This window comes from Nocardia jiangxiensis NBRC 101359 (genome assembly GCF_000308615.1).
GTDB classification, from domain to species: Bacteria; Actinomycetota; Actinomycetes; order Mycobacteriales; family Mycobacteriaceae; genus Nocardia; species Nocardia jiangxiensis.
Map to the genome: position 1 here is coordinate 64888 of NZ_BAGB01000025.1, position 26252 is coordinate 91139.

Here is a 26252-nt window from a genome sequence, read left to right on the forward strand (position 1 = left end):
ACGATGTTTTCCCCGGAGACCGCTTCCGGCAGCGTAATGCCGTTTCGGAGCAACGAAGCAACGAATAGAGAAGGGTAAGAGCGCGATGTCGGATCCGATTTCCGTGATCGCCACGATCGTGGCATCCACCACCAGTGCGGTCGACAACTCCGGGCTTGGGCACGATGCCAAGACATGGGCACACGCTGCGGTCCAATCCGGCGGTGATACGGCTGAATCGCTCGCTGTACAGCTCGGCAACGCGGTGGTACAACTGCCGGAACCGGCCCAGCAGGCCGCACGACAGAGTATCGCCGCCGCCTCCGATCGAATCGCGTCGCTGGCTCCGTCGAATGTTGTTATACCACAGGCGAATACCGCGACATCGCCGACCGGACCTCGGCCCGGCATCGGTGATGCTCGAGTTCCGTCGCAGCAGGGGGCTGCTCAGGCCGATCGGTCATCATCGTCCGGCGACACCCAGTATGCGGCCGGTCTGGAAGATTTTGCCTTCGTCCCTGTGAGTCCGGCGGCGATAGCGCCGCCGTTGACGGCAGGCGGGGAGGTCGCCACGTTCGTTCCGTGGCTCGAGAAGGCCGGCCGCCTCTGTCCCGGCATCAAGGCACCCACGCTTGCCGCGCTCTACGCCGCCGAGAACGGATTCCGTTACGGTCCCACCGCCACGGTGTCACCCGCCGGAGCCCTCGGCCCCGGCCAGTTCATGCCCACCACGTGGGCGGTCTACGGCAAAGATGTCCACGGCACCGGCATCCCCGACGTCTTCGACGTCGGGGATTCGGTGATGGCCTCCGGTCACCTGCTCTGCGATACCTATCAGCAGATCCAGCAGTGGAAGCTGAGTGGGCTGGTCACCGGCGATACTCTCGATCTCACGATCGCGGCATACAACGCCGGCGCCGGAGCTGTCCTGCGATCGGGCGGAATGCCTTCCGGCAGTCCAGATTACGAATACCAAACCAAGCCCTACGTCGCTCGCATCCGAGCCACCGAAGGACAGTACGACTGGTTGCTTTCGGCAGAGGACGAGTTGCTGCCCGCTGCGCAGAATCTGCCGCTCGGTGAAGATATCGGCCGCCGGATCATCGAGCAGGCATTGAGATATCTCGGTCTTCCCTATGTGTGGGGCGGCGGCAGCAGCGCTGGCCCCTCCATGGGAGGATTCGACTGCTCCGGGCTCACCTCTTTCGCCGTGCACGCGGCCACCGGCGGCGCCATGACGTTGCCGCGAACATCGCAAGCCCAATGGCATATCGGGACCGAGATCCCGCTCTCGGCGGCTGCTCCCGGTGACCTGCTGTTCGGCAACTGGGGTCAGGATGGCCCCGGACACGTCGCCATCTATCTCGGTAACGGCCGGATGATCCAGGCGCCCACCACCGGCGACGTGGTCCGGATCAGCCCGATCATGAGCGGCATGCGCGTCCGCCGCGTAATCTAGCCCCCATCGAGGTCGGGCGGTAGGTTCCCATGACTTCTCCCTTGCTAAATGGAGGAGTCTCCAACCAGTCCAGGACGTTCAGGTTGCGGCCAAAACGGACCCAACTCGGCGGTTCACCAGGACTTGTCCGGGCCAGCGGTGGTTCGTGGGTGGTTTCTATCGGTTGTCGCAACACATCCCCTAGGTTCTGGAGGTTGTGTTGTCTTCGACTCGTCGTGTGAAGAAGGGGCCGGGGCGGCGTCCGCAGTCGGCCAAGCGCCAACGGTTCATGAAGTTGCGGGCTCGCGGCTGGAGCATTCTGCGCGCCGCGCAGGAGGTCGGGGCGTCTCGAACCTCGGGCAACAACTGGTCGCGCGGCTACAAGACCTACCGCAACGGAACGGTGACACTGGTCCTTGCAACCGTCGTCGCGGTCATCGCGTCAACTGTGATCGTCATCGTGTGCGGAGTGTTGTGCCTGGCTCGCATGGCCATGAAGGACGCCAGCGTCCCAGACCGTATCAAAATCCTGAAATCGGTCCTGGACGCCCTCGTAACTCTCGGGCGAAGACCTCATCAGCACAGCCGCTACGTGCCGGGGCGAGGTGAGGGTCTCAACAAAACTGTTCCAGCAGTGCTGCGTCGCTGATGATTCTGCTGATTGTGGAGCGGCTGCGGCCGGTTTCGCGGGCGATTTGGGTTGGTGTTCGGCCGTGGTCGTGATGGCGGGCGAGGATGTTGGCGACTTCGGTGGGGTTGCGGCGTCCGGCGGGGTCGCGGTCGCAGAGTACTATCCGGCGTTCCTGGCTGTGCTCGCCGGAAAGTCGGCTACCAACCTCGCCAAACCCGAGGCTCGCGCCGTCATGGCCCTCGCACCCATCTCAGCCCATGTCTCCAAGCTCACCAAGCCCCGCGTCGCCGCCGCGCTGCGCCGAGCTGGCCGCCAACCGTGGCATCGATGCAAGGGTATGGTGGAGATGATCTGAATAACGGGAGGGGATATTCGATTATGGAGTCATTCGATCCCGACTACTCACAGGTTCCGATCTCGGAACTGACTGCGCGCTTGGAGAATTCGCAGTCCAGGTGCGCGGTCCTCGCGCATGATTTCCCTGTGTTCAAGCCGGTGCTCACAGAGTGGCACGAAATCTGGTCCGACGCGGTCGCGGTGTTTCCCGACCCGGTTGGCGCGCTGAGGAGCGAGGTGGCCGACAGCGGTGCCATTGACGACCCGATCGGTGCGCTGCTGTGCCAGCTGGCTGACAGCGGTGACATTCTGACTCCGCTGCTGCGGCGGGTCAGCTACAGTCGCGCTCCAATCAAGGCCAAATATTGCCGATGCCACTACGGTTAGCTGACCGAGCGACGCGGCGGCCGATCGGAGGCGGGCGGTCTAGAGTTTGCGCGCTACTGCGGCGTAGAACGATACGCGCGCATCCAGGTCGTCGTCTTCCACGTTCGGCGACTGGTCCGGTCGCCAGCGGTGCGGCACTTCCACATTCGGGTCCACCAGCTCCAATCCATTGAAGAACTCGGCGAATTCGTCCCGGGCGCGGAACTGTACGGCGATGCCGCCCTCGGCGTAGATCCGCCGGATTTTGGCGAAGGTGCTCGGGTCGAAATCGGTTGTCGCGGTGGTCAGGACGAGGTAGCTGCCCGAGGGGACCGCGTCCATCAGCGTGGCGAGGATTTCGTGTGGCCGTTTGTCGTCGGGGATGAAGTGCAGCAACGCGATCAGGCTTACCGCCACCGGTTGCGTGAGGTCGAGTGTTCCGCGTAGCTCGGGCGCGTCCAGGATCGCCTGGGGTGTGGTGACGTCGGCGTCGACATACGCGGTGCGGCCCTGCGGGCTGCTGGTGAGCAGGGCACGGGCGTGGGCGAGCACGGTAGGGTCGTTGTCGACGTACACCACCCGGGACTCCGGCGCTTCGGCCTGGGCGACTTGATGCAGGTTCGGTTCGGTTCGGTCGGGATACCGGTGCCGATGTCGAGGAACTGGCGGATGCCTTGTCCGGCGAGCCAGCGTGTGGCGCGGTGCATGAACGCACGGTTGACTCGTGCCGCGACACCGACCGAGGGGAACACCGTCTCTACTCGCGCGGCATGTTCGGAGCGGGTGTATGTTGCGCACGGGTGAGTGCGATGAGCGCGACAGTTGCTTGCGTCATCGACCCCTCGATGATCAGCGGCCACAGCCAGGTTTGCTGGTGCGGAATGCCCGCCGACTCCGCAAGTGAGCGCAGGGCGGTGAACGAGAGCCAGAACGCCGCGGCGGCTATGAGCACGGTCATCGACGTCGCGATCCGATGCAGGGATCGGCTTTGGGATTGTGTGCGCAGCAGGACGGTGACACCGTGCACCGCAGTCAGTAGCGCGATCGGCGGGACGATCGCCACCGCGGCAGCGAGGATCGGGGCAGTGTGGGTGTGCACGAACGCGTGCAGGGCACGATCGGCTCGATCATGCGAGCCCTCCCGCCCAATGCCCGACGGCCTTCGGGGCCGGGACGAGAAAGTGGCATCTCCGGCAGATGCGCCGGGAGTCCTTGCAGGTTGGACACATTCTCACAGTCGCCTCCGCGTGCTCTAGTAGGTCTCGAGCACGCTCGACGCAGATGTGTCACCGGTGACCGGTTTTTGTGCGCGAGAGGGGACTTGAACCCCTACGTCCGTCAGGACACTGGAACCTAAATCCAGCGCGTCTGCCATTTTCGCCACTCGCGCGTGCTGGTACGACCGTCCAAACTCTACCGGGCGTGGCGGCTGGAGCGAAGCGCTGGATCGGCGTTTCGTACTCACGGGTAACACCACCTGGAGTTATAACGATTGTATAACGGTCAATATGAGGGCCCCTCAACTTTTCTGAACGGGGGTTACCGGCCTCACCAGCGGGTTCAAACGTGAGGGAGGGTCATGTTTGGCGGCATTCTTGTACGTTCGTGCCGAAATACTCGGCGGTAGCCGTGGGGGTACGGGGCAAACGTGAGGATTTCCTCATGATTTTGTGCCATCCTCGCCATTGATCAGTCCTCAGGGCCGAGGAGTGCGGTGTGCACACCAGGTGCGGCTCCGAGTGCAGGGGCGAGCCACCACGAGTAGGAAGTCGAACGTCTTGACGATCAACGAGAGCACCGGGACCGGATCTACCGCAAAGGTCTCCGGGGGGGTTCCCGACACGGGTATCAAGTCGTCGCTTGTGGACCGGCTGCTGGCCGGAGAGGCCTATGCGCTGGCCTTCGGCGGCCAGGGGGCGCAGTGGCTGGGCGAGCTCGAGGAGATCGGGCGTGACAGCGCCCTGGAGCCCGAGCTGACCGCGCTGGTGAACGAGGCCGCGACGCTGCTGGGGCCGGTCGCCTCGCAGCTGCTGGTGGTCCGGCCGGTCGGATTCGACCCGGTGGCCTGGATGCTCGAGGACGAGCTGGCCGACGAGGACTCCGAGGAGATCTCCGGCGCACCCTCGCCGCAGCTGCTGCGTTCGGCCGCGGTCTCCATGCCGGGTGTGTTCCTGAGCCAGGTCGCCGCGCTGCGGGCGCTGCGCCTGCAGGGACTGGATCCGGCCGAGCACGCGCCGGTCGCGGTGGTCGGGCACTCGCAGGGCCTGCTGGCGGCGAAGGCCGCGCAGGAGAACGGTTCGCGCGACGCCGAACTGCTCGCGACGGCCCAATTGATCGGTGCGGCAGCGACTCTCGTGGCGCGCCGTCGCGGGCTGATCCCGGTCGGTGAGAAGTCCCCGATGGTCGCGGTGTCCAATGTCGACCCCGAACAGCTGCAGGCGATCATCGCCGAGGTGGCCGAGGGCGTGGATCCGGCCGCGGCCGCGGTGCTGTCCATTCGTAACGGACGCCGCCGGGTGGTGCTGTCCGGCACTGTCGCCCAGCTGGACCGGGTGCGGCAGCGCTGCGCGGAGATCAACGACGAGCAGACCCGCGATCGCGACGCCAAGAAGCGCGGCGGCGCGGTGTTCGCGCCGGTGTTCGAGGATGTCGAGGTCGAGATCGGCTTCCACCACCCGGCGCTGGCCGAGACCGTGGATCTGGTGTCCGGCTGGGCCGACAAGTGCGGTATCGACGCCGAACTCGCCGGTGAACTCGCCCGGCAGATCCTGGTCGATCCGGTGGACTGGGTGTCCATCGTCGAGAGCACGGTTTCCGAAGGCGCGCAATGGATTCTGGATCTGGGCCCGGGTGATCTGCTGACCCGCCTGACCCAGGGGTCGCTCAAGGGCACCGGCGTCGGCATCGTCGCCGCGGCCACCCGTCCCGGCCAGCGCGCGCTGTTCACCCCCGGTGCGGCGCCCTCGGTCGCCGCGGCCTGGACGACGTTCGCGCCGCAGCCGATTCGGCTGCCCAACGGCCGGGTCGTGGTCGAAACCTCGTTCACCCGGCTCACCGGCCGCTCGCCGATCCTGCTGGCGGGGATGACCCCCACCACGGTCGACGCGAAAATCGTTGCGGCCGCGGCGAATGCGGGCCACTGGGCCGAACTCGCCGGTGGCGGTCAGGTGACCGAGCAGATCTTCGCCGATCGTGTCGCCGAGCTGAAGACCCTGCTGCACCCCGGACGTTCCGTGCAGTTCAACTCGCTGTTCCTGGACCCGTACCTGTGGAAGCTGCAGCTGGGCGGTAAGCGCCTGGTGCAGAAGGCCCGCGCGGCCGGAGCCCCGCTCGACGGCGTGATCGTCACCGCCGGAATTCCGGAACTGGACGAGGCCGTCGCCCTGATCGAGGAACTGACCGAGGTCGGTATCAGCCACGTCGCGTTCAAGCCGGGCACCGTCGCGCAGATCCGCGCCGTGCTGCGCATCGCCGACGCCGTGCCGGACTACCCGGTCATCATGCACATCGAGGGCGGGCGCGCCGGCGGTCACCACTCCTGGGAGGATCTGGACGATCTGCTCCTGGACACCTACGCCGAACTGCGCAACCGCGCGAATGTCGTGGTCTGTGTCGGCGGCGGCATCGGCACCCCCGAGCGCGCCACCGAATACCTGACCGGCCGCTGGTCGCAGGTGTACGGCTACCCGGCGATGCCGCTGGACGGCGTGCTGGTCGGCACCGCCGCGATGGCGACCCTGGAGGCCACCACCGCACCCGAGGTCAAGCAGCTGCTGGTGGACACCCCCGGCACCCCGGACTGGGTCGGCGCGGGCACCGCGACCGGCGGAATGGCTTCGGGCCGTAGCCAATTGGGCGCGGACATCCACGAGATCGACAACGCCGCCTCGCGCACCGGCCGCCTGCTGGACGAGGTCGCCGGTGACGCCGACGCGGTCGCCGAACGGCGCGAGGAGATCATCGCCGCGCTGAACGGCACCGCCAAGCCGTACTTCGGCGATCTGGTCACGATGACCTACCTGGAATGGCTCGAGCGCTACGTCGAGCTGGCGGTGGGCCTGGACCGGCGCAAGGACTTCGACTGCGGCACCGACCTGGGCGACGCGATCACCGACGCGACCAGCTCGGTGTGGCTGGACATCACCTGGCGGGACCGGTTCGCGGAGATGGTGCGCCGCACCGAATCCCGGCTCAACCCGGCCGACCGCGGCGAGATCGCAACGCTTTTCGCGAGCGACGACGCGTTCGAGGCTCCGGTGCAGGCGATCTGCACACTGAAGGAGCAGTACCCGGCCGCCGCCGAGGCGGTGCTGCACCCCGCCGACGTGCCGTTCTTCGTCGCGCTGTGCAAGACCCCGGGTAAGCCGGTCAATTTCGTGCCCGTCGTGGACGGCGATGTGCGTCGCTGGTGGCGTTCGGATTCGCTGTGGCAGGCGCACGATCCGCGGTACTCCGCCGATCAGGTGTGCGTCATCCCCGGCACGGTCGCGGTCGCGGGTATCACCCGAGTGGACGAGCCGGTCGGCGAACTGCTCGACCGCTTCGAACAGGACACCGCGTATTCACTGGTGCGCGAAGGAGTTACGCCTCGCGCCGTGGACGGTCGCCGTCGCGCCGACGTGATCGCCGGCGCCATCGACCTGGTGCTGGCCGCTCCCGACGTGCAGTGGGCCGGACGTACCACCCCGAACCCGGTGCACCGCCTCGGCGATCCGGGTGACTGGACCGTCGGCGAGCAGGGTGCCTACCACCGTTCCACCGGTGCGACGCTGGCCGCGATCGAGGGACCCGACGCGGACAACGCGTACGTCGAGCTGGCCGTGCCGCTGGCCCGCCTGACCGGCCGGGAGACCGAAGCCGGTGCGAGCGTTCGGATTCGGCTGACCGTGCCGGCCTCGGCCTACAACGGCGGTGCGCCGGTCGTCGCCGAGGACGACGCCGCGGCCGCGATGTCGGCGCTGCTGGCCGTCGCCGCCGGACAGGCGTTGCCGGAGGTCAAGTCTGCCGACGGTACGCACGTCGCACACGTGAATCTGGCCTGGTCGCCGGATCTGATCGCCGATCACGCCGGTGTCACCGGCTCGGGTATGCCCGCCGCGCTGAGCACCATCGGCCGCATCGTGCCGGACGTCCTGGTGGGCGCCTGCTGGCCCGCGGTCTTCGCGGTGCTGGGCGCGGCCCGCACCGAACAGGGCGGCAGCGTCATCGAGGGCATGCTGGATCTGGTGCACCTCGATCACCGGATCGAGCTGGCCGATGCCCTGCCCGACGAGCACGCGGTGCTGGCCGTGCGTGCGGAGTCCGGTGCGGTGCTCGACACCGATCTGGGTCGCGTCGTCGAGGTGAGCGTCACCGTCGGCGTGATGCGCGACCACGGACTGGACACCCCGGTCGTGGCGAAGCTGGTGGAGCGCTTCGCGATTCGCGGTCGCAACGGCAGCGGCGAGCTGACCGATCCGCCGCGTGCGGCCGGGACGGTCTCGGACGACGCGACCGACACCCCGCGCCGCCGTCGCCGTGACGTCACGATTCTGGCTCCGCGCGCGATGGCCGCCTTCGCGGCGGTCTCCGGTGACCACAACCCCATCCACACCTCCGACAACGCCGCCAAGCTGGCCGGTCTGGGCAGCCCGATCGTGCACGGCATGTGGCTGTCGGCGGCCGCGCAGCACGCGGTCTCGGCGATCGATCCCTCCTCCCCGCTGCCGCCGCGCAGCCTGGCCGCCTGGACCACCCGATTCCTGGGGATGGTGCGGCCGGGCGCGGAGATCGACGTGCGCGTCGAGCGCGTCGCGGTGGACGCGGGCACCGAGATCGTCGAGGTGTCCTGCCGCATCGACGGTGATCTGGTGATGACGGGCACCGGGCGGCTGGCCGCGCCGAAGACCGTGTACGCCTTCCCGGGACAGGGCATTCAGGCCAAGGGGATGGGCCTGGATGCGCGGTCCCGCTCCAAGGCCGCCAAGCAGATCTGGGAGCGCGCCGACAAGCACACCCGCGAGGCGCTGGGCTTCTCGATCCTGGCCGTGGTCCGGGACAACCCGACCTACCTCAAGGCGCGCGGCGTGGAGTACCGGCATCCGCAGGGCGTGCTGCATCTGACGCAGTTCACCCAGGTCGCGATGGCCACCCTCGGGGTGGCGCAGGTGGCCGAGCTGCGCGAGGCGGGCGCGTTCGTCGAGGGCGCGATGCTGGCCGGACATTCGGTCGGCGAGTACAACGCGCTGGCCGCCGTCGCCGGTGTGCTGCCGCTCGAGGCGGTGCTCGAGGTGGTGTTCCAGCGTGGTTCGGCCATGCACGAGCTGGTGCCGCGGGACGACCAGGGCCGCAGCGACTATCGGATGGCCGCCATCCGTCCGTCGCAGATCGGGCTGCCCGACGCCGAGGTGATCGACTGGGTCGCGAGCGTGAGCGAGCAGGCCGGGGAGTTCCTCGAGGTCGTGAACCTGAACCTGCGCGGCGCGCAGTACGCGATCGCGGGCACGGTCAAGGGACTCGAGCTGCTCGAGGACGAAATCGAGCGTCGCCGTGCGGAATTCGGCGGTAAGCGGGCGTTCATCCTGGTGCCCGGCATCGACGTGCCGTTCCACTCGACCGTGCTGCGCAAGGGTGTTCCGGAGTTCCGCGGCAAGCTCGAGGAGCTGCTGCCGCAGGAGCTGCACCCGGAGGTACTCATCGGGCGCTACATCCCGAACCTGGTGCCGCGGCCGTTCTCGCTGGATCGCGAATTCATCACCGAGATCGCCGATTACGTGCCGTCCGAGCCGCTCGCGGCCGTGCTGGCGGACTGGGACAGCTGGTCCGCGCGGCCGTCCGAGCTGTGCCGGGTCGTGCTGATCGAGCTGCTGGCCTGGCAGTTCGCCAGCCCGGTGCGCTGGATCGAGACCCAGGATCTGCTGTTCGGCGATCCCGATCAGGGTGGTCTGGGCGTCGAGCGGTTCGTCGAAATCGGTTTGGCCGCAACGCCGACCGTGGCGAACCTGGCGACCAACACGCTCAAGCTGCCGCAGTTCGGCACCGCGAAGGTCGAGGTGCTCAACATCGAGCGCGAGTCCGGTGCGGTGTACTCCACCGACACCGATCCCGCCCCGGTCGACGAGCCGGAAGAGGTCGAGGCTTCGACCGAAACCGCTACTGCCGCAGCGGCTCCCGCGGCTCCGGCAGCTGCCCCGGCAGCCCCGTCCGGCGGCCCGCGCCCCGACGACATCTCCTTCACCGCCGCCGACGCCACCCGCGTGCTCATCGCGCTGTGGACGAAGCTCCGGATGGATCAGATCGGCCCGGTGGACACCATCGAGGGCCTGTGCGACGGCGTGTCCTCGCGCCGCAACCAGCTGCTGGTCGACCTGGGTTCGGAACTGTCCCTGGGCGCGATCGACGGCGCCGCCGACGCCGATATGGGCGCGTTGTCGGCCACGGTGGATCGGCTGGCCCGCACCTACAAGCCGTTCGGCTCGGTGCTGTCCGATGCGATCGGCGATCATCTGCGCAAGGTGTTCGGCCCGTCCGGTAAGCGGCCCGCCGCGATCGCCGAGCGGGTGAAGAAGGTCTGGGAACTCGGCGACGGCTGGGCCCACCACGTCACCGCCGAGGTGTCCCTGGGCACCCGCGAGGGCGCCAGCATCCGCGGTGGTGATCTGGGCGGGCTGGTAGCCGGCGCGCTGGGTGACGGTGCGGCCGTGGACGCCGCGATCGACGCGGCCGTGCAGGCTGTCGCCGCGCGTCGCGGGGTGGCGGTCTCGCTGCCCACGGCCGGTGGTGGCGGCGGTGCGACCGTCGACGCGGCCGCGCTGGGCGAGTTCACCGAGCAGATCACCGGACGTGACGGCGTGCTCGCCACCGCTGCTCGGGTGGTGCTGGATCAGCTCGGCCTCACCGACCGGATCTCCGCGCCCGAGGCATCGGACGAGTCGCTGGTGGATCTCGTTGCCGCGGAACTGGGTTCGGATTGGCCGCGGCTGGTCGCTCCGGCGTTCGACGCCCGCCGCGCGGTACTGATCGACGACCGCTGGGCGACCGCTCGCGAGGATCTGGCCCGGCTGTGGCTGGGCAGCGACGGCGAGGAGAACGTCGACGGCTTCGTCGGTGCGGGCGCAGCCGTTGCCGCACAGGCGAACTGGTGGCGCAAGCGCGCGATGGGCGAGGCCCGTTCGGTGCTGGCCGCACAGTACGAGCGGATCGCCGAGGCGGCGCTGAACACCGTCGAGCCGGGCGTGTGGTCCTCGGACGTCGCGGTGATCACCGGCGCCAGCAAGGGTTCCATCGCCGCGGCCACGGCCGCGCGGCTGCTCGGTGGCGGCGCGACCGTCATCGTGACCACCTCGAAGCTGGACGATGCCCGCCTGGCCTTCTACAAGCGGCTCTACCGCGACAACGCCCGCCACGGCGCGGCGCTGTGGGTGGTGCCCGCGAATATGGCCGCCTACGCCGACGTGGACGCCCTGATCGAGTGGGTCGGCAACGAGCAGATCGACAATGCCGGTGGCGCAAAGGTTCTCGTCAAGCCGGCGATGACCCCGACGCTGCTGCTGCCGTTCGCCGCACCGCGCGTGGCCGGTGACCTCTCCGACGCCGGCGCTCGCGCCGAAATGGAGATGCGGGTGCTGCTGTGGTCGGTGGAGCGGCTGATCGCCGGACTCTCCGCGATCGGCGCGGACCACGACGTCGACGCGAAACTGCATGTGGTGCTTCCGGGTTCGCCCAACCGCGGCATGTTCGGCGGGGACGGCGCGTACGGCGAGGCCAAGGCCGCCCTCGACGCGGTGGTCGCCAAGTGGCGTGCGGAGAAGTCCTGGTCCGCGCGGGTCACCCTGGTGCACGCGCTGATCGGCTGGGTGCGCGGCACCGGCCTGATGGGCGGTAACGACCCGCTGGTCGAGGCCGTGGAACAGGCCGGAGTGCAGACCTGGTCGACCGAGGAGATGGCCGAGCAGCTGTTGCAGCGGTGCACCGGACAGGCCCGCGTGGCCAGCGAATCCGGTCCGCAGCAGATCGACCTGACCGGCGGCCTGGCGGACGCAAAGCTGGACCTGCCCGAGCTGGCCAAGCAGGCCCGCGAGCAGGCCGAGGCCGAAACCGTTGCGGACGAGCAGGATTCGGCTCCGACCATCGCGGCGCTGCCCTGCCCACCCACGGTGAGCTCGGCTCTGCCGACGCCCGAATGGGGTTCGGTCACAGCGGATCTGGAAGATATGGTCGTGATCGTCGGCGCCGGTGAGCTCGGCCCGTACGGCTCCGCGCGGACCCGCTTCGAAATCGAGGTCTCCGACGAGCTGTCCGCCGCGGGCGTGCTGGAGCTGGCCTGGACCACCGGTCTGGTCACCTGGGAGAACGACCCGAAGCCGGGCTGGTACGACGCCGAATCCGGTGAGTACGTGGACGAATCGGAGATCGCCGAGCAGTACCACGACACCGTGGTCGAGCGCTGCGGCATCCGCCGCTACGGCGACGACGGCGCCATGGCCGAGAACACCGCGCCGCTGCTGACCTCGGTGTTCCTGGACAAGGATCTGACCTTCGTGGTCAACGGCGAGGCCGAGGCCCGCGCGTTCCACGCCGCGGATCCCGAGCACACCGTGATCACGCCCGTCGCGGATTCGAGCGACTGGCAGGTGATCCGCCAGGCGGGCACCGAGATTCGGGTGCCGCGCCGGGCCAAGCTCTCGCGCACCGTCGGCGGGCAGATCCCGACCGGCTGGGATCCCACCAAGTGGGGTGTCTCCGCGGATATGGCCGCCTCGATCGACCGGGTCGCGCTGTGGAACATCGTGTGCACCGTGGACGCGTTCCTGTCCTCGGGCTTCAGCCCGGCCGAGCTGATGAGCTGGGTGCACCCGTCGCTGGTGGCCAACACCCAGGGCACCGGTATGGGCGGGATGTCCTCGATGCGCTCGCTGTACATCGACAACCTGCTCGGTGAGCCGCGGGCCAACGACATCCTGCAGGAGGCTCTGCCGAATGTCGCTCTGGCGCACGTGGTTCAGTCCTACGTCGGCAGCTACGGCGGGATGATCCACCCGGTCGCGGCGTGTGCGACCGCGGCGGTCTCGGTCGAGGAGGGTGTGGACAAGATCCGCCTGGGCAAGGCCGATCTGGTGGTCGCCGGTGGTTACGACGATCTCGGTATCGAGGGCATCGTCGGCTTCGGTGACATGTCCGCCACCGCGGACTCGGCGGCCATGAGCGCCAAGGGAATCAGCGATCGCTACTTCTCCCGCGCCAACGACCGTCGCCGCGGCGGATTCGTCGAATCACAGGGCGGCGGAACGGTTCTGCTGGCCCGCGGTGACGTCGCGCTGGAGATCGGCCTGCCGGTGCTCGGTGTGGTCGCCTACGCGCAGTCCTTCGCCGACGGCGTGCACACCTCGATCCCCGCGCCGGGCCTGGGTGCGCTGGGTGCGGGCCGTGGCGGTCCGGAGTCCCGGCTGGCGGCTGCGCTGCGCAAGCTGGGCGTCACCCCGGACGAGGTCGCGGTGGTCTCCAAGCACGACACCTCCACGGGCGCCAACGATCCCAACGAGTCCGAGCTGCACGAGCGGCTGGCCACGGCGATCGGACGCTCGGAGGGCGCGCCGCTGTTCGTGGTGTCGCAGAAGTCGCTGACCGGGCACGCCAAGGGCGGTGCGGCGGCGTTCCAGATGATCGGGCTGTGCCAGGTGCTCGAACAGGGCGTCGTCCCGCCGAACCGCAGCCTGGACTGCGTCGACGAGAAGATGAGCGAGTACCCGCACCTGGTGTGGGCGCGTGAGCCGCTGCACTTCGGAGATCGGTTCGCGCTCAAGGCCGGTCTGGTCACCTCGCTGGGCTTCGGGCACGTCTCGGGTCTGCTCGCGATCGTGCATCCGCAGGCATTCCTCGAGGCGATCGACCCCGAGCGTCGCGAGGACTACCAGCAGCGGGCGCAGCAGCGTCGGCTGAACGGGCGACAGCGGTTCACCGAGGCGATGTGCGGCGGTGCGCCGATGTACGAGCGTCCGGCGGACCGGCGGCTCGGCGGCGACGGCACCCCGGCCAAGCAGTCCCGTCAGCTCGAGGCCGACGTGCTGCTCTCCGAGCAGGCGCGGCTGGGCTCGGACGGGCTGTACCTGGCCCAGGGCGGTTGCAGCACCGGCGCTCTCGCCGAATAACGAAACATCGCACCCGGCGTCGTGACTCCTGCGGGAGGAACGACGCCGGGGCGCACACCAACTCGTTTCCGCCGCGACCGCGCGCCGATCCCGTAAGGTCGGCGGGTAGTCGCGGCGGAAATGGTCGTGGGACAACCCGTCCGTATCACGTCGCCCGCACTCTCACCCCCGCACTACGACGAGGAGTTCGTACGCCTTGACGATCCTGGGTATCGGCTTGGACCTGGTCACCATCTCCGAATTCGCCGAACAACTCGAGCGCGCCGGAACCACCATGCTGCGGGAGAGTTTCACCGCCGGTGAGCGGCGCTACTGCCAGAGCAAGGGCACCGATCCGGCACGCAGTTACGCCGCGCGCTGGGCCGCGAAGGAGGCGGTGCTCAAGGCATGGGCCACCTCTCGCTTCGCGCGCAGCCCGCAGATCGGCGACAACCCCTATCCGTTGATCGAGGTCGTCAACGACGCCTGGGGTCGCCCCAGCATCAAATTGCACGGCCTGGCAGCGGAATTCCTGCCGCGCGTGCGGGTGCACCTGTCGCTGACCCACGACGGCGACACCGCCGCGGCCATGGTGGTCCTGGAAGATCCGGGTGAGCTGGCCGATCTCATCGAACGGTCCTAGCCGCAACCGTTTTCGGTTCGGCGCGCGCGGCCGGGGGCCTCAGGCCTCCGGCTGGCGCTGGCCGCCGGTGCGGGATTCCTTCTCCGCCACCAGAAGATAGGCGACCATCAGTCGCTTGAGCTCGCCGACCGCGTCCTCGTGACGCAGGCCGTCCTGCACGGAGAAGTTCAGCATCGAATAGACCACGTGCACGAGCACCTGCGCCATCATCGAGCGGCGGGCGCGCGGCGTACGCGGCATCAGCGGGCGCAGCATCTGCTGCACGACCTCGGCGAACTCCTTCTCGTGGATGGTTCCCGTCGCGCGGGTGGACGGGGTGGACTGCATGGCCAGCCACACCTCGCGCCGGGACGGGTCGGTCATCCACAGATCGGCCATGTGGTCCACGAACTTGTTCATGTGCCGCAGCCAGTCCATCGACGGGACCTCGCCGTTGAAATCCGACAGCTCGCGGGTCACCGCGACCAGATCCTGCCGGTTCAGCTCGCACACGATGACGTACTTGTTCGCGAAGAACTGATACAGCGTGCCGATCGGCACCTCCGCGCGCGCCGCCACCTCCTCACAGGTGAACGACTCGAATCCGACCTCTACCAGCAATTCCCGGGATGCCTGCAGCAGCGCGTCGAATTTGCGTTTGCTGCGTTCCTGGGTGGGGCGGCGTCGGGGCATGAGCTCCTGTGGGTCGTCCTGCAACTCCAACGCCGGGTCCGGACGTCGGTTCGACCTCGGGGCCGTGCGCGCTTCCACCACGTCCACCAGGCTAGCGGTAGCGACACGCTGATGACACGCGGCTGCGCCGTCGGATTCCGGTTTCGTTGCGGCTCACGACCCATCCGGGCCGGATGTCGTGACGAAGACATACCGAGTACGCGTGCATCCAGGCGACTCCTCTGCTCTGAACCCAGCATTCCGCGTCGTGCAGTTCCGCGCGTGATGTGCAGAGCTCGTATCGCATGAACCCGGCTTCACCGGCACGTCGAAAGGCATGATCTGTGGTAGCACGATCTGTGGTGACCTTCGGTGTCTGCACCGAGCGCGGCGCGGTCCACGCGGTGGCCCTGTCCGACGGGGACGGCGCCCTGTCCGACCGGCTGCTGATCCAGCGGACGTTCACCATCGGCGACGGCAGGGTCGACCTGGCGCGGGCGGTCGAGGCCGCGCTCGAGGCGTTGGCCGAGAAGATCGACGCGGATCAGCAGATCGCCGGTGTGGCGGTCACCTACCGTGATCCGGCCGAGCGGCGCGCGATCGTGACGGGTCTGGCCGCGGGGCCCTGGCGCAGCGCGTCGATGGTCTCGGCCAAGTCCGCCCATCTGGCTCTGGCTCGGGCGATGCCGTGGGCGAGCGAATTCGATCATCTGCTGATCTGCGAGGTGGTTCGGGAATATCAGTGCTTCTCGTTGATCTCGCCGGGGCGTGATCGGGTGGTGGCCTCGATCGCGGCGTCGGGGTCGGCGCTGAGCCAGGAGTCCCTGCGTCCGGCGGTGACCGCGGCGTGGGACCAGTTCGATGCGGCGGGTGTGCAGCCCGATGCGGTGGTGCCGATCGGCTCGCGCGCGCGCAGCTCGGTGGTGGAGGCGAGCCTGGCCGACGGATTCGATGTGCCGATCATTGCGAGCCGGATCGGTTCGGTGGCCGCGGCGGCGGGTGCGGCGCTGGCCGTGCATCCCGAGCCCGAGGTGGAGGTCCGGCGTCCGCGGGTGTCCCGCAGTGCCGCGGCGCTGGTCACCACGGCCAGTGTGCTGGCCGGGGGATTGGTCGTGGGTGGCGTGTACGAGGCGACCTCGGATTCGCGGCCGAGCGCCGCACCCGATCTGGCCGATGCCGCGAACACCACCCCGCAGCGGCATCGTGCGGTTCCGGCCCCGCAGCCCGCCGCACAGCCCGCTCCCGCCGGATCGCCACGGCCACAGTCGCTCTCGGGGCATTCCTCGCATTCGTCCGATGCGCCCGGTGCGGCGCCGATCGATTCGGCGGGCATGCTGTGGGGCCCGGCCGGGAGCAACCGGATGGATCAGCATCAGCAGGCCCCCCAGCTGATGAAGGTGACCCCGGGGCCGGCCGCCGCGGGCCCCTCGACCGAATTCCCCCCACTGCCCGAACCGAATTCGCCGGTGGTCGGGCCCAATCAGCAGCTGTTGTTCCCGGGCGAGGCCCCGCCGCCGGAGCTCACCTCACCGCACTTCGCGAAGTGGTGGGACAACCACTGGCGGCTGATGCTGGCGTGGGCCGCCGAACTGATGCCGCACCCGATGCCGCACTCCACGCAGCACCCGAGTCCCGACTCGGCGCAGCGCATGTGAGTTCGCGGCCGCGAAATACGTGAATGCCGGGACTCGTGGACGACGGTATTCGCGAATGATGGTGCGGCCCGGCCGTTTCCGGCGTCCGGGCCGCACCTTTCGGCGCTCGCGCCCTACACCGACAGATCGCGGCGCGGCTTGGCCACGTGTCCGGTGGCGCGCAAAGTCTCTCAGCCCTCGGGGGTGTACTCAGCGTAACCACCCTGCTTGGGGAACGTCACGGCGGTGATCTCGTGCGAAGCGTCGATGAGGGCACGGATGACCTTGTGGTCCGGCCCGAGGTACGGGTTGACCGCTTCCGCCATCGCCTGCAACTGTTCACGCAACGGCGTGGAAAAGTCCCGGGGAAGCTTGCCCGGGAACTCGGGCGGGTTGTTCGGGTCTATCGGGTAGCTGACCGGGGTTATAGTCTCGTCGTCGGTCATGGCCTTGCCTCTCAGAATCTTGGATGACACACGGAGGTCGGTACGTTCACGGTGCCAGACTGGTTGTCGTAGCGAAACTCGTGGCCTTGGATGCCGCCCCGGATCGAAACAGCGATCCGCCATGTACCGGCGTAGCAGGCCGCCGACACCTTGTAGTGACGCCGCCCGGCACCCCACGTCCCCGGGACGGTCGAGTCCGGTTGCGACACCGAGGCAACCTCCCACTTCCCGCCGTGCTGCCATTCGAGCGCGAGAGTAACCACATGCCGGTCCGGCGGTACGTCACACGCTGCAACGCCTTCGCCGACTATCTGTGGTGAATAGGCAGAAGGTGTGGACGGACTGAATTCGAAATCGCAGGAATTCAACGAAGGCCGGACACAGCCCCATCACGCGGGCTCCGTCTCGTCGTCGACAAGCGTGCGCTCCTGCGTCTCCTCACCAGGACCGATCGTGCGAGCGTCGTTATAGGACTGTCGGGGGTGGTACTCCAGGTACACCCCTACGCCCGGTTCGTCTCCCGGGTGCTCCTGTATCTCGAACACGCCACCCGGAAACGTGTAAAGCCTTGAACGCGTGTCTGTTTCGTCTCCTGGGCGAGTCCGATCGGAGATCGGCTCACCGGAGGGAACTCCGTTCCCGTTTGTGCTCATCTCGACCCCTGTAGTCGGCCAGTGGAAGGCAACCCGGGGCCGGGTCTCTCTCACCAGCCCCGGGCGCTGGTTCGAAGCTACGAAGCGTCTGCCGATCAGGTCTACAAGCTTGCGGAAACTTGCATAATATGTCTGATCTGGCTATTTTCGGCAGCGAACGGCGGCATCATAGAGAGCGGCAGCGCAAGCAGTCGCAAGTAACAAAGCAGGAGCCACCATGACCCGCTTAAAGTTCCTCGGCAAGGGAGGGTCCGACAAGAGCGGATGCCCCACTCTGTATGCCACTGACCACGACACGTACGTAGTGCAGGCTTGGAAGACCGACCGAACGGGAACGGTCGAGGTGCCACACCTGCTGCTTGGGTTCGTCCTGCCGGATACCTTCATCGGTGCGGAGTTGATCGACTCTGGTCGAGGTACGTTCTTCGTCAGCGGTAATCCTGTGACAGATAGCGAGACGCTGGAACAAATGACATTCGAACCGAACGAGACAGCCGTTGAAGTTGCCAAATCCCGGAGGACTTACTATGGAATTTCGCCCCGCTGACACATGGCTGCATTTGTTCGATGAATGCCGCCGGTCAGCGTTTCATATGGAGGTTCGAGACTCCTATGCGGAGCCCAGCGAATCGGAACCGCTTCGGCGGTTCCTCCGAGGCGAATCCGGAGACTACGATAAAAGCGATTGGACGAGCCTTATCCGGGGAATGACCTCGCGGGACGTCGTTGTGAGTCGTATTCGCGTCATCACGGAGCCGCACAGCGATTATCAACGGTGGTTACTGTCCGTCACTGGTGAAAGTGTCGATGCTGGTGAAGACATTCGGTATATCGGGAGAAGTTCAGTAGATCCGTTGCTTGTTCCTGCGGATGATTGGTGGATTTTCGATGACGAACTAGTAGCGTTCAACCTCTCCGATACTGACGGAAAACCGGCCGGGGCAGCAATCACAACCGACCCCGGCATCGTGACTCGGTGCCGGAACGTCAAAGAAACACTCTGGCCGTTGTCCACGAAGTTCTACGACTATTACACCGAACGGGTGAAGTGACCAGTTCAGTTCAGGAGGCGCGCGAGGCTTTCGGTCTGAGACTGAGAGAAATCCGAAGGAATTCAGGAGTTTCAGGCCGGGAGCTTGCCGCTCACCTCCATGTTCACGAATCGAAGATCAGCCGTATCGAGCACGGTAAGGCAACCCCGAGTGCCGCAGTCCTGCGTGCGTATTGTCAGATCTGCAACGCCAATGGCGAGTTACCGGAACTCTTGGCGACTTTGAACCATCTCCAAACCATGTACATGGAATGGAGAAAACTTCTCGGGTCCGGCGTGAAGCGCGGTCAGCAACTCGTCATGAAAAACGAGTCGAGCGCTGAACTGATACGCAATTACGAAAGTCAGATTATTCCGGGACTTCTACAGACAGCCGCTTACGCCGAAGCCAAGCTTCGCCGCGTGATCGAATTCTATCACCTCCCGGACGACTTGGACGCCGGAGTTATTGCTCGGATGGAGCGTCAGCAGATCCTCTATAAACGTGGCCGGAGATTTCATTTCATAATCAGCGAGAAATCTTTGTATACGACTGTCGGCGACGACTCGGTAATGACAGGCCAATTGGATCGACTGCTTTCCATAATAGGAATGCCGAACCTTACGCTCGGTATCGTCCCGCTCACGGCGGAGGCCCTGGTGGTTATCGAAGCCTTCATGATGTTCGATACGCGAGTGGTCAAGGTAGAGGGTCACACTGCGGAACTCTCGATTACCCAACCGCGCGAGATAGCCGAATACGGCCGGGCGTTCGATACCCTCGCCGGACAGTCCGTCACCGGGGATGCTGCCCGGACCCTGATCCGCCGGGCGCTCACGGTCCGGACCGAAGCGGCCGAGTAGGTCAGTCCGGACCAGTCCGGGGCTGACCGCTGGATACAGTCACAGGTGCCTGTGGTTTGGGATATCGACCCAGCGGCCGACAGTGCCGGAATCCATCAGACGCGATTCGTTCGGCCAAAGCTTCACAGAGACCTTCCGGGTTGCCGAGCCGGCACCGCCCCGGCGCATCTCGGCCAGTCGTTCAGACGCCAATTGGATTGCCGCCGATTTGGTTTCAGTGGTGTGCCCGATACGCAGCGTTCCGTCGTAATAGTTCCGACCTGGTTCATACGCGGTACCGACCAAGTGCCGCGATACGGCTCGGCTCATGGCAGATGAACATAAGACCTGACGGACCGTTATGCGGGGTAGACGGGTAAGCGCATGTGAGCCTGCGGCCGCGAGATACGTGGATGCCTCGTGGACGACGGCATTCGCGAATGACGGTGCGGCCCGGTCGTTTCCGGTGTCCGGGCCGCACCATTCCTTCCGCTCGATGCGATGCCGGGCCGCTACACCGACAGATCGCGCCGCAGCTTGGCCACGTGGCCGGTGGCCCGCACGTTGTACTGCGCCACCGCGATCTTGCCCTCCTCGTCGACCAGGAAGGTCGAGCGGATCACGCCGGTGATCTTCTTGCCGTACATGGTTTTCTCGCCGTAGGCGCCCCATGCGGTGAGCACCTCGCGGTCCGGATCGGACAGCAGCGGGAAGGTGAGCTTCTCGTTGTCGCGGAATTTTGCGAGTTTGGCCGGTTTGTCCGGCGAGATGCCGACCACTTCGATGCCCGCGCCGCCGAGTTCGGCCAGATTGTCGCGGAAGTCGCAGGCCTGCTTCGTGCAGCCGGGCGTGCTGGCTGCCGGGTAGAAGTAGACGATCACCTTGCGGCCGTGGTAGTCGGCCAGGGACACCGGCTTACCGTCGGCGTCGGGAAGGGTGAAGCCGGGCGCGATATCGCCCGGAGCGAGCCGGGAGTTCTCGGTCATGCCAGCACGGTAGCTCACTCGCGGGCGGGTCGGGGCCGCAGCCGGGTAGCGGAGGCGTCGGCGATATCGCGGCGGCGGATAGACTCCACGGCAGCGACGCACGCCCACCGTACGAATCACAGGAGACACAACGTGGCGAAGGATACCGAGAGCATCGAGCGGGAGATCGAAGCCGCGCGCAACCGGCTCGCGAACACACTCGATGAGCTCGCCGTTCGGGCCGACCCGCAGCGGATCGCCGACAAGACCAAACACGCGGTGCTCGCGAAGTTGAACGAGCCCAAGGTGAAATACGGCCTCATCGGCGCGGGCGCCGTGGTCGTGGCCGTGACGCTGGTGAAGATCTTCCGCCGCTGAGAAATATCGGGCCCGAAAAACGAACACCCGGTGTGGCATTGCGCCACACCGGGTGTCGAGTTTTCCGGGCCGGATTACTGCGTCGGGCAAGCCATTCCGGTGCCGTCCGGGTCCAGGTACGGGGCGTAGCCCGGCTCGCCGCGGAACAGCGGCGCCTTGCCAGCCTTGCGGACCTCGTCGCAGTTCTTGTACACATGGCCGCCTGCGGAGCCGGTCTGGGTCAGACCCGCCGATCCGGTGGAGCCGACCAGGTCGTCGATGCTCGAAGACCCGGTGCCCGCCGAGCCCGACGGGATGTTGGGGCTTCCGGCAGATGCGGAGGGGGCCAGCGGGGCGGCGAGTGCCAAGCCCGTGCCCACGATCACGATGAGCCTGCGAACGTTCATGTATTCCTCGATAGTAGCTACGGATGATTGGGGCGGGACCCGACCGGCACTCCCCGTGGTGCTCGGGCCGGGCTTGCGAGTCTACTGTTCTGATGGCGTGCGCCGTTGTCAACCTGGTGTCGCGAGTGCGCCCGAATCTCCCAGCCGGTTCCCAGGGTGCGAGGGCGCCGAGTTCAGCCCTCGGACGGGCCGGGCGGGGGCGCGTGCCACGGCGTGACCGGCGGTTTCACCCAGAGAATCTTTTCGTCGGAGTAGCTGCGTTGCGCCGCAGGGTGATTCGGGTGGCGCTGCGCCCAGGCGTCTTTCTCGTCGAGTAATTGTGCTGTCCGGGACCAGGTTTCGTCGGTGCTCGGGGGATTGGTGTCCGCGGCGCGGGCGAGTTTGCGGCGGGTTGCCGGGGACAACGCCAGGAGTTCGGCGCCGGTGATGTCGCGCTGCCAGATGTAAGCCGCCAGGCGGCGCGCCTTCTCGGCGCGGCCCTTGGCGGCGAAGTCGGTGTGCGCGTAGTCGGCCATCTCAGGGCTGTGCCAGGCCGTGGCGGTAGGCGTAGCGGACGGCGTCGGCGCGGTTGCGCGCGCCGATCTTGGCAAAGGCGTTGTTGATGTGCGTCTTGACGGTCGTCTCGGAGATGTAGAGCGACCCGGCGATCTCGGCGTTGTTCAGGCCCTGCCCGATCAGGCCGAGGACCTCCGCTTCGCGGGCGGTCAATCCGTCCGGTTTGGGAGTTGCGGCCGTGGGGTTTTCGCGTGCGGTCCGGGACTGCGCGACCGTCGCGTCGAACAGTGCGGCGACCAGGCGCTGGGAGACGGTGGCGTCGAAGGTGGACTGTCCGGCGGCCGCCGCGGTGATGGCGGCGGCGATCTCGGCGCGTCCCGCGTCCTTGGTGAGATAGCCGCGCGCGCCCGCCCGCAGTGCGCCCAGGATGGATTCGTCGTCGGCGTAGGTGGTCAGCACGATGACCGCGGTGCCCGGATGTTCGGCGATGATCCGGGCGGTGGCGCCCGCACCGTCCAGTACCGGCATGCGCAGATCCATCAGCACGACGTCGGGGGACAGCTCGTCCACCGCCCGCACCGCCGCTTCGCCGTCACCGGCCGAGCCGACGACGCGCACCCCGTCGACGAGTCCGAGCAGTGCGACCAGACCCTCGCGCATCACCTGCTGATCATCGGCCACGAGCACCCGGATCGCGGTGTCGGGCTCCGCCGCCGCTTCCGGCCCTGACCCACTCATGCTCTTCCTTTCGGCCGGGCGAAATCTCGTGTGCTGACGCCCCGTCGCCGCCCGCTCAACCGGGTACTTCCGCCGTCACCACCCAATCGCGGCCGTCGCGTCCCGGTCCGGCGGACAGGGTGCCGCCGACCAACGCGATCCGCTCGCGCATTCCGGTGAGACCGTACCCGCCGTTCTCGTCGCGCGCCCGCGGTGGTTCGGCCGGTTCGGTGCCGGACAGGATCGGATTGCGCACCGACAGGCGCACTCGGTCCGGAGTGAAACTCAGCGCGACGGTCACCGCCGCGCCGGGTGCGTGTTTGGCGGCATTGGTGAGCGCTTCGCGAGCGGTCCGCAGCAGTGACACGACCGCGGCCGACTGCACCGCGCGCGGTTCGCCGTCGACCAGGCAGTCCACACTCATGCGCCGGTCCCGGCGATAGCCCTCGACGAGTCCGCGCACCGCCTCCGGGAGCGGGGGGACGTCCTCGCGCAGTGCGGCCACCGCGCCGCGGGCCTCGGTCAGCCCGTCCTGGGCCAGGCGGTGGGATCGGCGCAGATGGGTCAACGCTGCGGTCACGTCGCCCTTCTCGCTGAGCAGGCCCTCGGCGACCTCGAGCTGCACGGTCAGCGCGCCGAGGGAGTGCGCGAGCACATCGTGCATCTCCCGGGCGATGCGGGCGCGTTCGTCCAGCGCGGCGGCGCGGGCGTGTTCCTGCTGGGCGCGGCGGGTCTGTTCGAGCAGCATTTCGGTCTGGTGGATCTGCAGGCGGTACTGGCGGCGATACAGGCCCATCAACAGCACGATCACCAGGATCGCCACGGGGGTCAGCACGTGGGTGGTGAACTCTCCGGCGAGCAGATCGCCGATGATCAGCAGCACGGCCGCGACGGCGACGGCGGTCAGGATCGTGCGGGTGCTCACCGCGATCTGCCGAGCGAAGATGCCGACCGTCACCCACAGCTGGATCACCGGGGCGCTCACCGAGTTCGTGTCGGGCCACGGTACGGTCGCGACGGCCGAGAGCATCATGCAGCCGATCAGCGCGGGCACGACCAGACGCGGGCGGTTGTCCCCGAAGACCTCGTAGATCAGGAAGATCGCGTAGGCGCCGCCGAACACGACCCACAGCCAGACGGGGACCGGACCGCGGTGATTCCACAGCAGATTCGCCGCCAGCAGCAGCCCGCCGACGATCCGGAACAGCGGGCTGTTCTCCGGATCGGTGCCGAGTAACCGTCGCGCGGTACGCAGGAGTCTCTGCGCCATCACTCTCCTTACGGATCGGTACCGCCCAGCATTGTCGCCGATCACCGGCGGCGCAGCGCGGCGGCGGCGTGTCGTACGCCGCCGGTGCGGCGGGCGCACCGCTGTGCCGGGCGACGGGTCGACCCTAGGTAGTGCGGCGGCGCGCGAGAACCTGCCGGTGGTGGAGTCCGCGGGTGGAGATCTCCGCACTACACCCCGGGGTGGAGAAGGCCGATTCCATCCGTCGGTCCACGCGCTACGGGCCCTGCGCGAAATAGCTTTGTTCACATACCAACTCGGCGATCAGCAGGGAGAATCCGATGACCCAGCCCGTACCCACCAGCAATCGCGCATTCGGCGAGATTCCCGCCGCCGCAGCCGATTCCGCGGTCACCACGGCTGCCGCCGGTTCCTCCTCGGACCGGACCGGTCGGCTCCGGCGGATCGTCGTGAATCTGTCCCCGGTGGTGATTCCGATGGGCTCGTACTATCTGCTCACCGCACTCGGACACAGCAGTTTCGTCGCGCTGGTGTGCTCCACCGTCCTGTCGGCGCTGTGGGTGCTGGTCCCGGCGGCGGTGCAGCGTCGCTTCGACGGTCTGGCCGGATTCGTCCTGGCGATCAACGGTCTGGGGTTGGTACTGGCGCTGGTGAGCGGCAGCGACCGGATGATCCTGGCCAAGGACCCCATCACCGACGTGGTGGTCGCCGCCGTGCTGTTGGGCAGTTGCGTGTTCGGGCGTCCGGCGATGTTCGGCATCGTGCAGCGCCTGCGGGCGTCCGGTGCGGATCAGATCCGGGCCTGGAACGCGCTGTGGCACGAGGACTCCGAGGTCCGACGGATCTTCCGGCACTCGACCCTGGTCTGGGGCGGCGCATTCGCCGCGACCGCGCTGGTGCGGTTCGCGATGATCGCCACGCTGCCGACCTCGACGGTGGTCGGGCTGGGAAATCCCGTCGAATGGACCGCGCTGGGCCTGGCCTTCGCCTATTCGATGCACGTCCGTAAGCGGATGAACATCGACGCGCGGATCGCCGCAGCGTAGTTTCCCCGGCTTCTTTCATTACAATTGAACAGGTTTCCATCATTGCACCGGCGATTTCAATCAAAGAAATCGCCGGTGCAATGATTGTAATTCGCCGTCGGTTTTCTGGTGAGTTTCTGTCGAAAGGTTCAGATTTCCATTTTAATTTCACCTTTCAGAAATATTGGTACGGCCTGATTGACCGGTGAGGATCGGTGGGTCCGCGCTGAATGCGCAGGGTCACCGCTGTCGAAGAAAGGTTTGAGGTCGTACCAGATGAGGAAGTTTGCTGCGAGTGCAGCGTTGGTGGTGAGCGCCGTCGGAATCGCCGCGGCGCCCGCCTATGCCGCCCCGGCCGCACCGGCCCCCGCTCCTGCCGTCGCGTCGCCGTTCCAGAATGTTCCGGCATCGCAGACGGTGGTCGTCAACGGAATTCACTACACGCTGAACCGGGACGGTGGATCGGCTGTTCTGAAGGCCGTCGACGGCACGTTCAAGAAGGTCGGCGACAGCCTGACCGTCGCCGATGCCAAGGGCACCGTCGTCGATTCGGTTCCGCTGGTGTACCGCAAGGACAACACCCAGTTCCCGATCAACGCGGACATCGCGGACCACCAGGTGCGGCTGACCCCGCAGACCACCGGTGGCACCCCGGTCGCCCACCCGATCTCCGCGGCGGCGATGGCCAACGCCAAGGATGCCACCAAGGTGGATCCGAAACAGATCGACGAGTCCTTCAGCCCGCGTGACCAGCAGGAGCTGTCGGCGTTCGGTTCGCGCGCGACCATCTCCAGCCTGGTCGGCGCGGTGGTCGGCGCGCTGATCGGCGTCACCGTCGGCTGTGTCGCCGGTGGCGTGGTCGGTTCGGTCTCCACCGCGATCACCACCCTGTTCGCGGGTGTGGTGCCCGGCGCGATCATCGGCTGCATCGCCGGTGTCGCGACGATCGGCACCGTGGGCACGCTGCTGGGCACCATCCTGGTCGGCGGCCCGATGATGCTGTGGTCGGCGTACCAGTACTTCAGCACCATCAATGCCCCGTGCACCACACCCGGCGCGTTCTGCACGAACCCGGCCGCTCCGCCTGCTCCCGCCAAGAAGTAGGTCCGCGCACCGACGAAACATCCGGCGGGCGGGTCTCCTCTCCAGGAGGCCCGCCCGGCGGCGTGCGCGCGAATAGGTTGAATGCCCAGCGGAATCCGCGATTCACCGACCGGACGATGCCCACCGCGGTGGAGCATTCCGCGTATTCGCCGAGTGCCCAGCGGCGTTCGCGGGCGCG

The 26252-nt window shown here is 67.3% G+C and carries 23 protein-coding genes, 1 tRNA gene and 1 pseudogene; 13 read left to right on the forward strand and 12 right to left on the reverse strand.

From position 1 onward, the window contains the following. The first annotated feature begins 85 nt into the window (after positions 1-85). Together ON40_RS07625 and ON40_RS56480 are read left to right on the forward strand one after the other, a co-directional pair. Positions 86-1438, forward strand: a complete 1353-nt coding sequence (locus ON40_RS07625; protein WP_040819988.1) for an NlpC/P60 family protein — start codon at positions 86-88, stop codon at positions 1436-1438. A gap of 217 nt (positions 1439-1655) precedes the next feature. Next, a complete protein-coding gene (locus tag ON40_RS56480) occupies positions 1656-2066 on the forward strand; it encodes a hypothetical protein (protein WP_040819991.1) in 411 nt (136 codons plus the stop codon). On the opposite strand, the gene ON40_RS55970 is transcribed toward ON40_RS56480, so the two are convergent. Beyond that, positions 2032-2211: a helix-turn-helix domain-containing protein gene (locus ON40_RS55970; protein ID WP_083895483.1), complete on the reverse strand. Its 180-nt coding sequence runs from the start codon at positions 2209-2211 to the stop codon at positions 2032-2034. The two genes, ON40_RS56480 and ON40_RS55970, sit on opposite strands and share 35 nt — an antisense overlap. On the opposite strand from ON40_RS55970, the gene ON40_RS07635 reads away from it, so the two are divergent. Both ON40_RS07635 and ON40_RS07640 read left to right on the forward strand, forming a co-directional pair. After that, positions 2131-2403: a hypothetical protein gene (locus ON40_RS07635; RefSeq protein ID WP_040819994.1), complete on the forward strand. Its 273-nt coding sequence runs from the start codon at positions 2131-2133 to the stop codon at positions 2401-2403. The two genes, ON40_RS55970 and ON40_RS07635, sit on opposite strands and share 81 nt — an antisense overlap. Positions 2404-2426: 23 nt before the next feature. After that, complete coding sequence (locus ON40_RS07640) at positions 2427-2771, forward strand: hypothetical protein (protein ID WP_040819997.1); 345 nt, start codon at positions 2427-2429, stop codon at positions 2769-2771. A 39-nt stretch (positions 2772-2810) separates the two neighbouring features. Here ON40_RS07640 and ON40_RS07645 read toward each other — a convergent pair whose 3' ends face one another. The 4 genes and pseudogenes from ON40_RS07645 to ON40_RS07655 form a co-directional block, all read right to left on the reverse strand. Beyond that, the gene (locus tag ON40_RS07645; protein WP_373281869.1) at positions 2811-3440 is read right to left on the reverse strand and encodes an SAM-dependent methyltransferase; all 630 of its coding nucleotides are present in this window, start codon (positions 3438-3440) and stop codon (positions 2811-2813) included. Then, positions 3431-3502 (reverse strand): annotated as a pseudogene (locus tag ON40_RS55975) (hypothetical protein); the annotation flags it as partial. The pseudogene ON40_RS55975 and the gene ON40_RS07645, both read right to left, overlap by 10 nt. 5 nt (positions 3503-3507) lie before the next feature. Then, entirely contained in the window at positions 3508-3849 is a 342-nt protein-coding gene (locus ON40_RS07650) for a DUF2637 domain-containing protein (RefSeq protein WP_051192811.1), read from the reverse strand. Positions 3850-4056: 207 nt separating this feature from the next. Then, positions 4057-4140, reverse strand: a tRNA-Leu gene (locus ON40_RS07655). A gap of 388 nt (positions 4141-4528) precedes the next feature. Here ON40_RS07655 and ON40_RS07660 point away from each other — a divergent pair. Continuing rightward, positions 4529-13876 (forward strand): type I polyketide synthase, encoded by a 9348-nt coding sequence (locus ON40_RS07660; protein ID WP_040819999.1) that lies wholly within the window; start codon positions 4529-4531, stop codon positions 13874-13876. A gap of 196 nt (positions 13877-14072) precedes the next feature. Beyond that, a complete protein-coding gene (acpS, locus tag ON40_RS07665) occupies positions 14073-14498 on the forward strand; it encodes a holo-ACP synthase AcpS (RefSeq protein WP_040820002.1) in 426 nt (141 codons plus the stop codon). Between the two features lie 39 nt (positions 14499-14537). On the opposite strand, the gene ON40_RS07670 is transcribed toward acpS, so the two are convergent. After that, positions 14538-15170, reverse strand: a complete 633-nt coding sequence (locus tag ON40_RS07670) for a TetR/AcrR family transcriptional regulator (protein ID WP_235748388.1) — start codon at positions 15168-15170, stop codon at positions 14538-14540. A 323-nt stretch (positions 15171-15493) separates the two neighbouring features. Here ON40_RS07670 and ON40_RS07675 point away from each other — a divergent pair, with 323 nt between their 5' ends. Further along, complete coding sequence (locus ON40_RS07675; RefSeq protein ID WP_157186227.1) at positions 15494-16804, forward strand: DUF7159 family protein; 1311 nt, start codon at positions 15494-15496, stop codon at positions 16802-16804. 170 nt (positions 16805-16974) lie between these two features. On the opposite strand, the gene ON40_RS07680 is transcribed toward ON40_RS07675, so the two are convergent. Next, complete coding sequence (locus ON40_RS07680) at positions 16975-17229, reverse strand: hypothetical protein (protein WP_157186228.1); 255 nt, start codon at positions 17227-17229, stop codon at positions 16975-16977. Positions 17230-18099: 870 nt separating this feature from the next. Here ON40_RS07680 and ON40_RS07690 point away from each other — a divergent pair. From ON40_RS07690 to ON40_RS07700, 3 genes are read left to right on the forward strand one after another with little or no spacing between them, the layout of a single operon-like run. Continuing rightward, positions 18100-18429 (forward strand): hypothetical protein, encoded by a 330-nt coding sequence (locus ON40_RS07690; protein ID WP_040820009.1) that lies wholly within the window; start codon positions 18100-18102, stop codon positions 18427-18429. Further along, positions 18410-18934, forward strand: a complete 525-nt coding sequence (locus ON40_RS07695; RefSeq protein ID WP_051192812.1) for a DUF6879 family protein — start codon at positions 18410-18412, stop codon at positions 18932-18934. The genes ON40_RS07690 and ON40_RS07695 overlap by 20 nt, the downstream gene beginning before the upstream one ends. Further along, complete coding sequence (locus ON40_RS07700) at positions 18931-19776, forward strand: helix-turn-helix domain-containing protein (protein ID WP_051192813.1); 846 nt, start codon at positions 18931-18933, stop codon at positions 19774-19776. Before ON40_RS07695 ends, ON40_RS07700 begins: the two co-directional genes overlap by 4 nt. Before the next feature lie 491 nt (positions 19777-20267). Here ON40_RS07700 and bcp read toward each other — a convergent pair whose 3' ends face one another. After that, on the reverse strand, positions 20268-20741 hold the full coding sequence (gene bcp / locus ON40_RS07710; protein WP_040820014.1) for a thioredoxin-dependent thiol peroxidase: 474 nt from the start codon (positions 20739-20741) through the stop codon (positions 20268-20270). Between the two features lie 132 nt (positions 20742-20873). Here bcp and ON40_RS07715 point away from each other — a divergent pair, with 132 nt between their 5' ends. Beyond that, complete coding sequence (locus ON40_RS07715; protein WP_040820017.1) at positions 20874-21098, forward strand: DUF3618 domain-containing protein; 225 nt, start codon at positions 20874-20876, stop codon at positions 21096-21098. Between the two features lie 74 nt (positions 21099-21172). On the opposite strand, the gene ON40_RS07720 is transcribed toward ON40_RS07715, so the two are convergent. The 4 genes from ON40_RS07720 to ON40_RS07735 all read right to left on the reverse strand — a co-directional run bounded on the left by ON40_RS07720 (position 21173) and on the right by ON40_RS07735 (position 23966). After that, a complete protein-coding gene (locus tag ON40_RS07720; protein WP_040820018.1) occupies positions 21173-21484 on the reverse strand; it encodes an excalibur calcium-binding domain-containing protein in 312 nt (103 codons plus the stop codon). A gap of 173 nt (positions 21485-21657) precedes the next feature. Then, the gene (locus ON40_RS07725; protein ID WP_040820021.1) at positions 21658-21999 is read right to left on the reverse strand and encodes a hypothetical protein; all 342 of its coding nucleotides are present in this window, start codon (positions 21997-21999) and stop codon (positions 21658-21660) included. A 1-nt stretch (position 22000) separates the two neighbouring features. Continuing rightward, positions 22001-22717 carry a response regulator gene (locus tag ON40_RS07730; RefSeq protein WP_051192814.1) on the reverse strand — a complete coding sequence of 239 codons (717 nt, stop codon included), beginning with the start codon at positions 22715-22717 and terminating at the stop codon, positions 22001-22003. Positions 22718-22772: 55 nt separating this feature from the next. Continuing rightward, positions 22773-23966 (reverse strand): sensor histidine kinase, encoded by a 1194-nt coding sequence (locus ON40_RS07735; protein WP_040820023.1) that lies wholly within the window; start codon positions 23964-23966, stop codon positions 22773-22775. Between the two features lie 299 nt (positions 23967-24265). On the opposite strand from ON40_RS07735, the gene ON40_RS07740 reads away from it, so the two are divergent. Both ON40_RS07740 and ON40_RS07745 read left to right on the forward strand, forming a co-directional pair. Continuing rightward, positions 24266-24991, forward strand: a complete 726-nt coding sequence (locus ON40_RS07740; RefSeq protein ID WP_040820025.1) for a VC0807 family protein — start codon at positions 24266-24268, stop codon at positions 24989-24991. Between the two features lie 255 nt (positions 24992-25246). Then, on the forward strand, positions 25247-26074 hold the full coding sequence (locus ON40_RS07745) for a DUF8020 domain-containing protein (RefSeq protein ID WP_083895475.1): 828 nt from the start codon (positions 25247-25249) through the stop codon (positions 26072-26074). Positions 26075-26252: the final 178 nt, after the last annotated feature.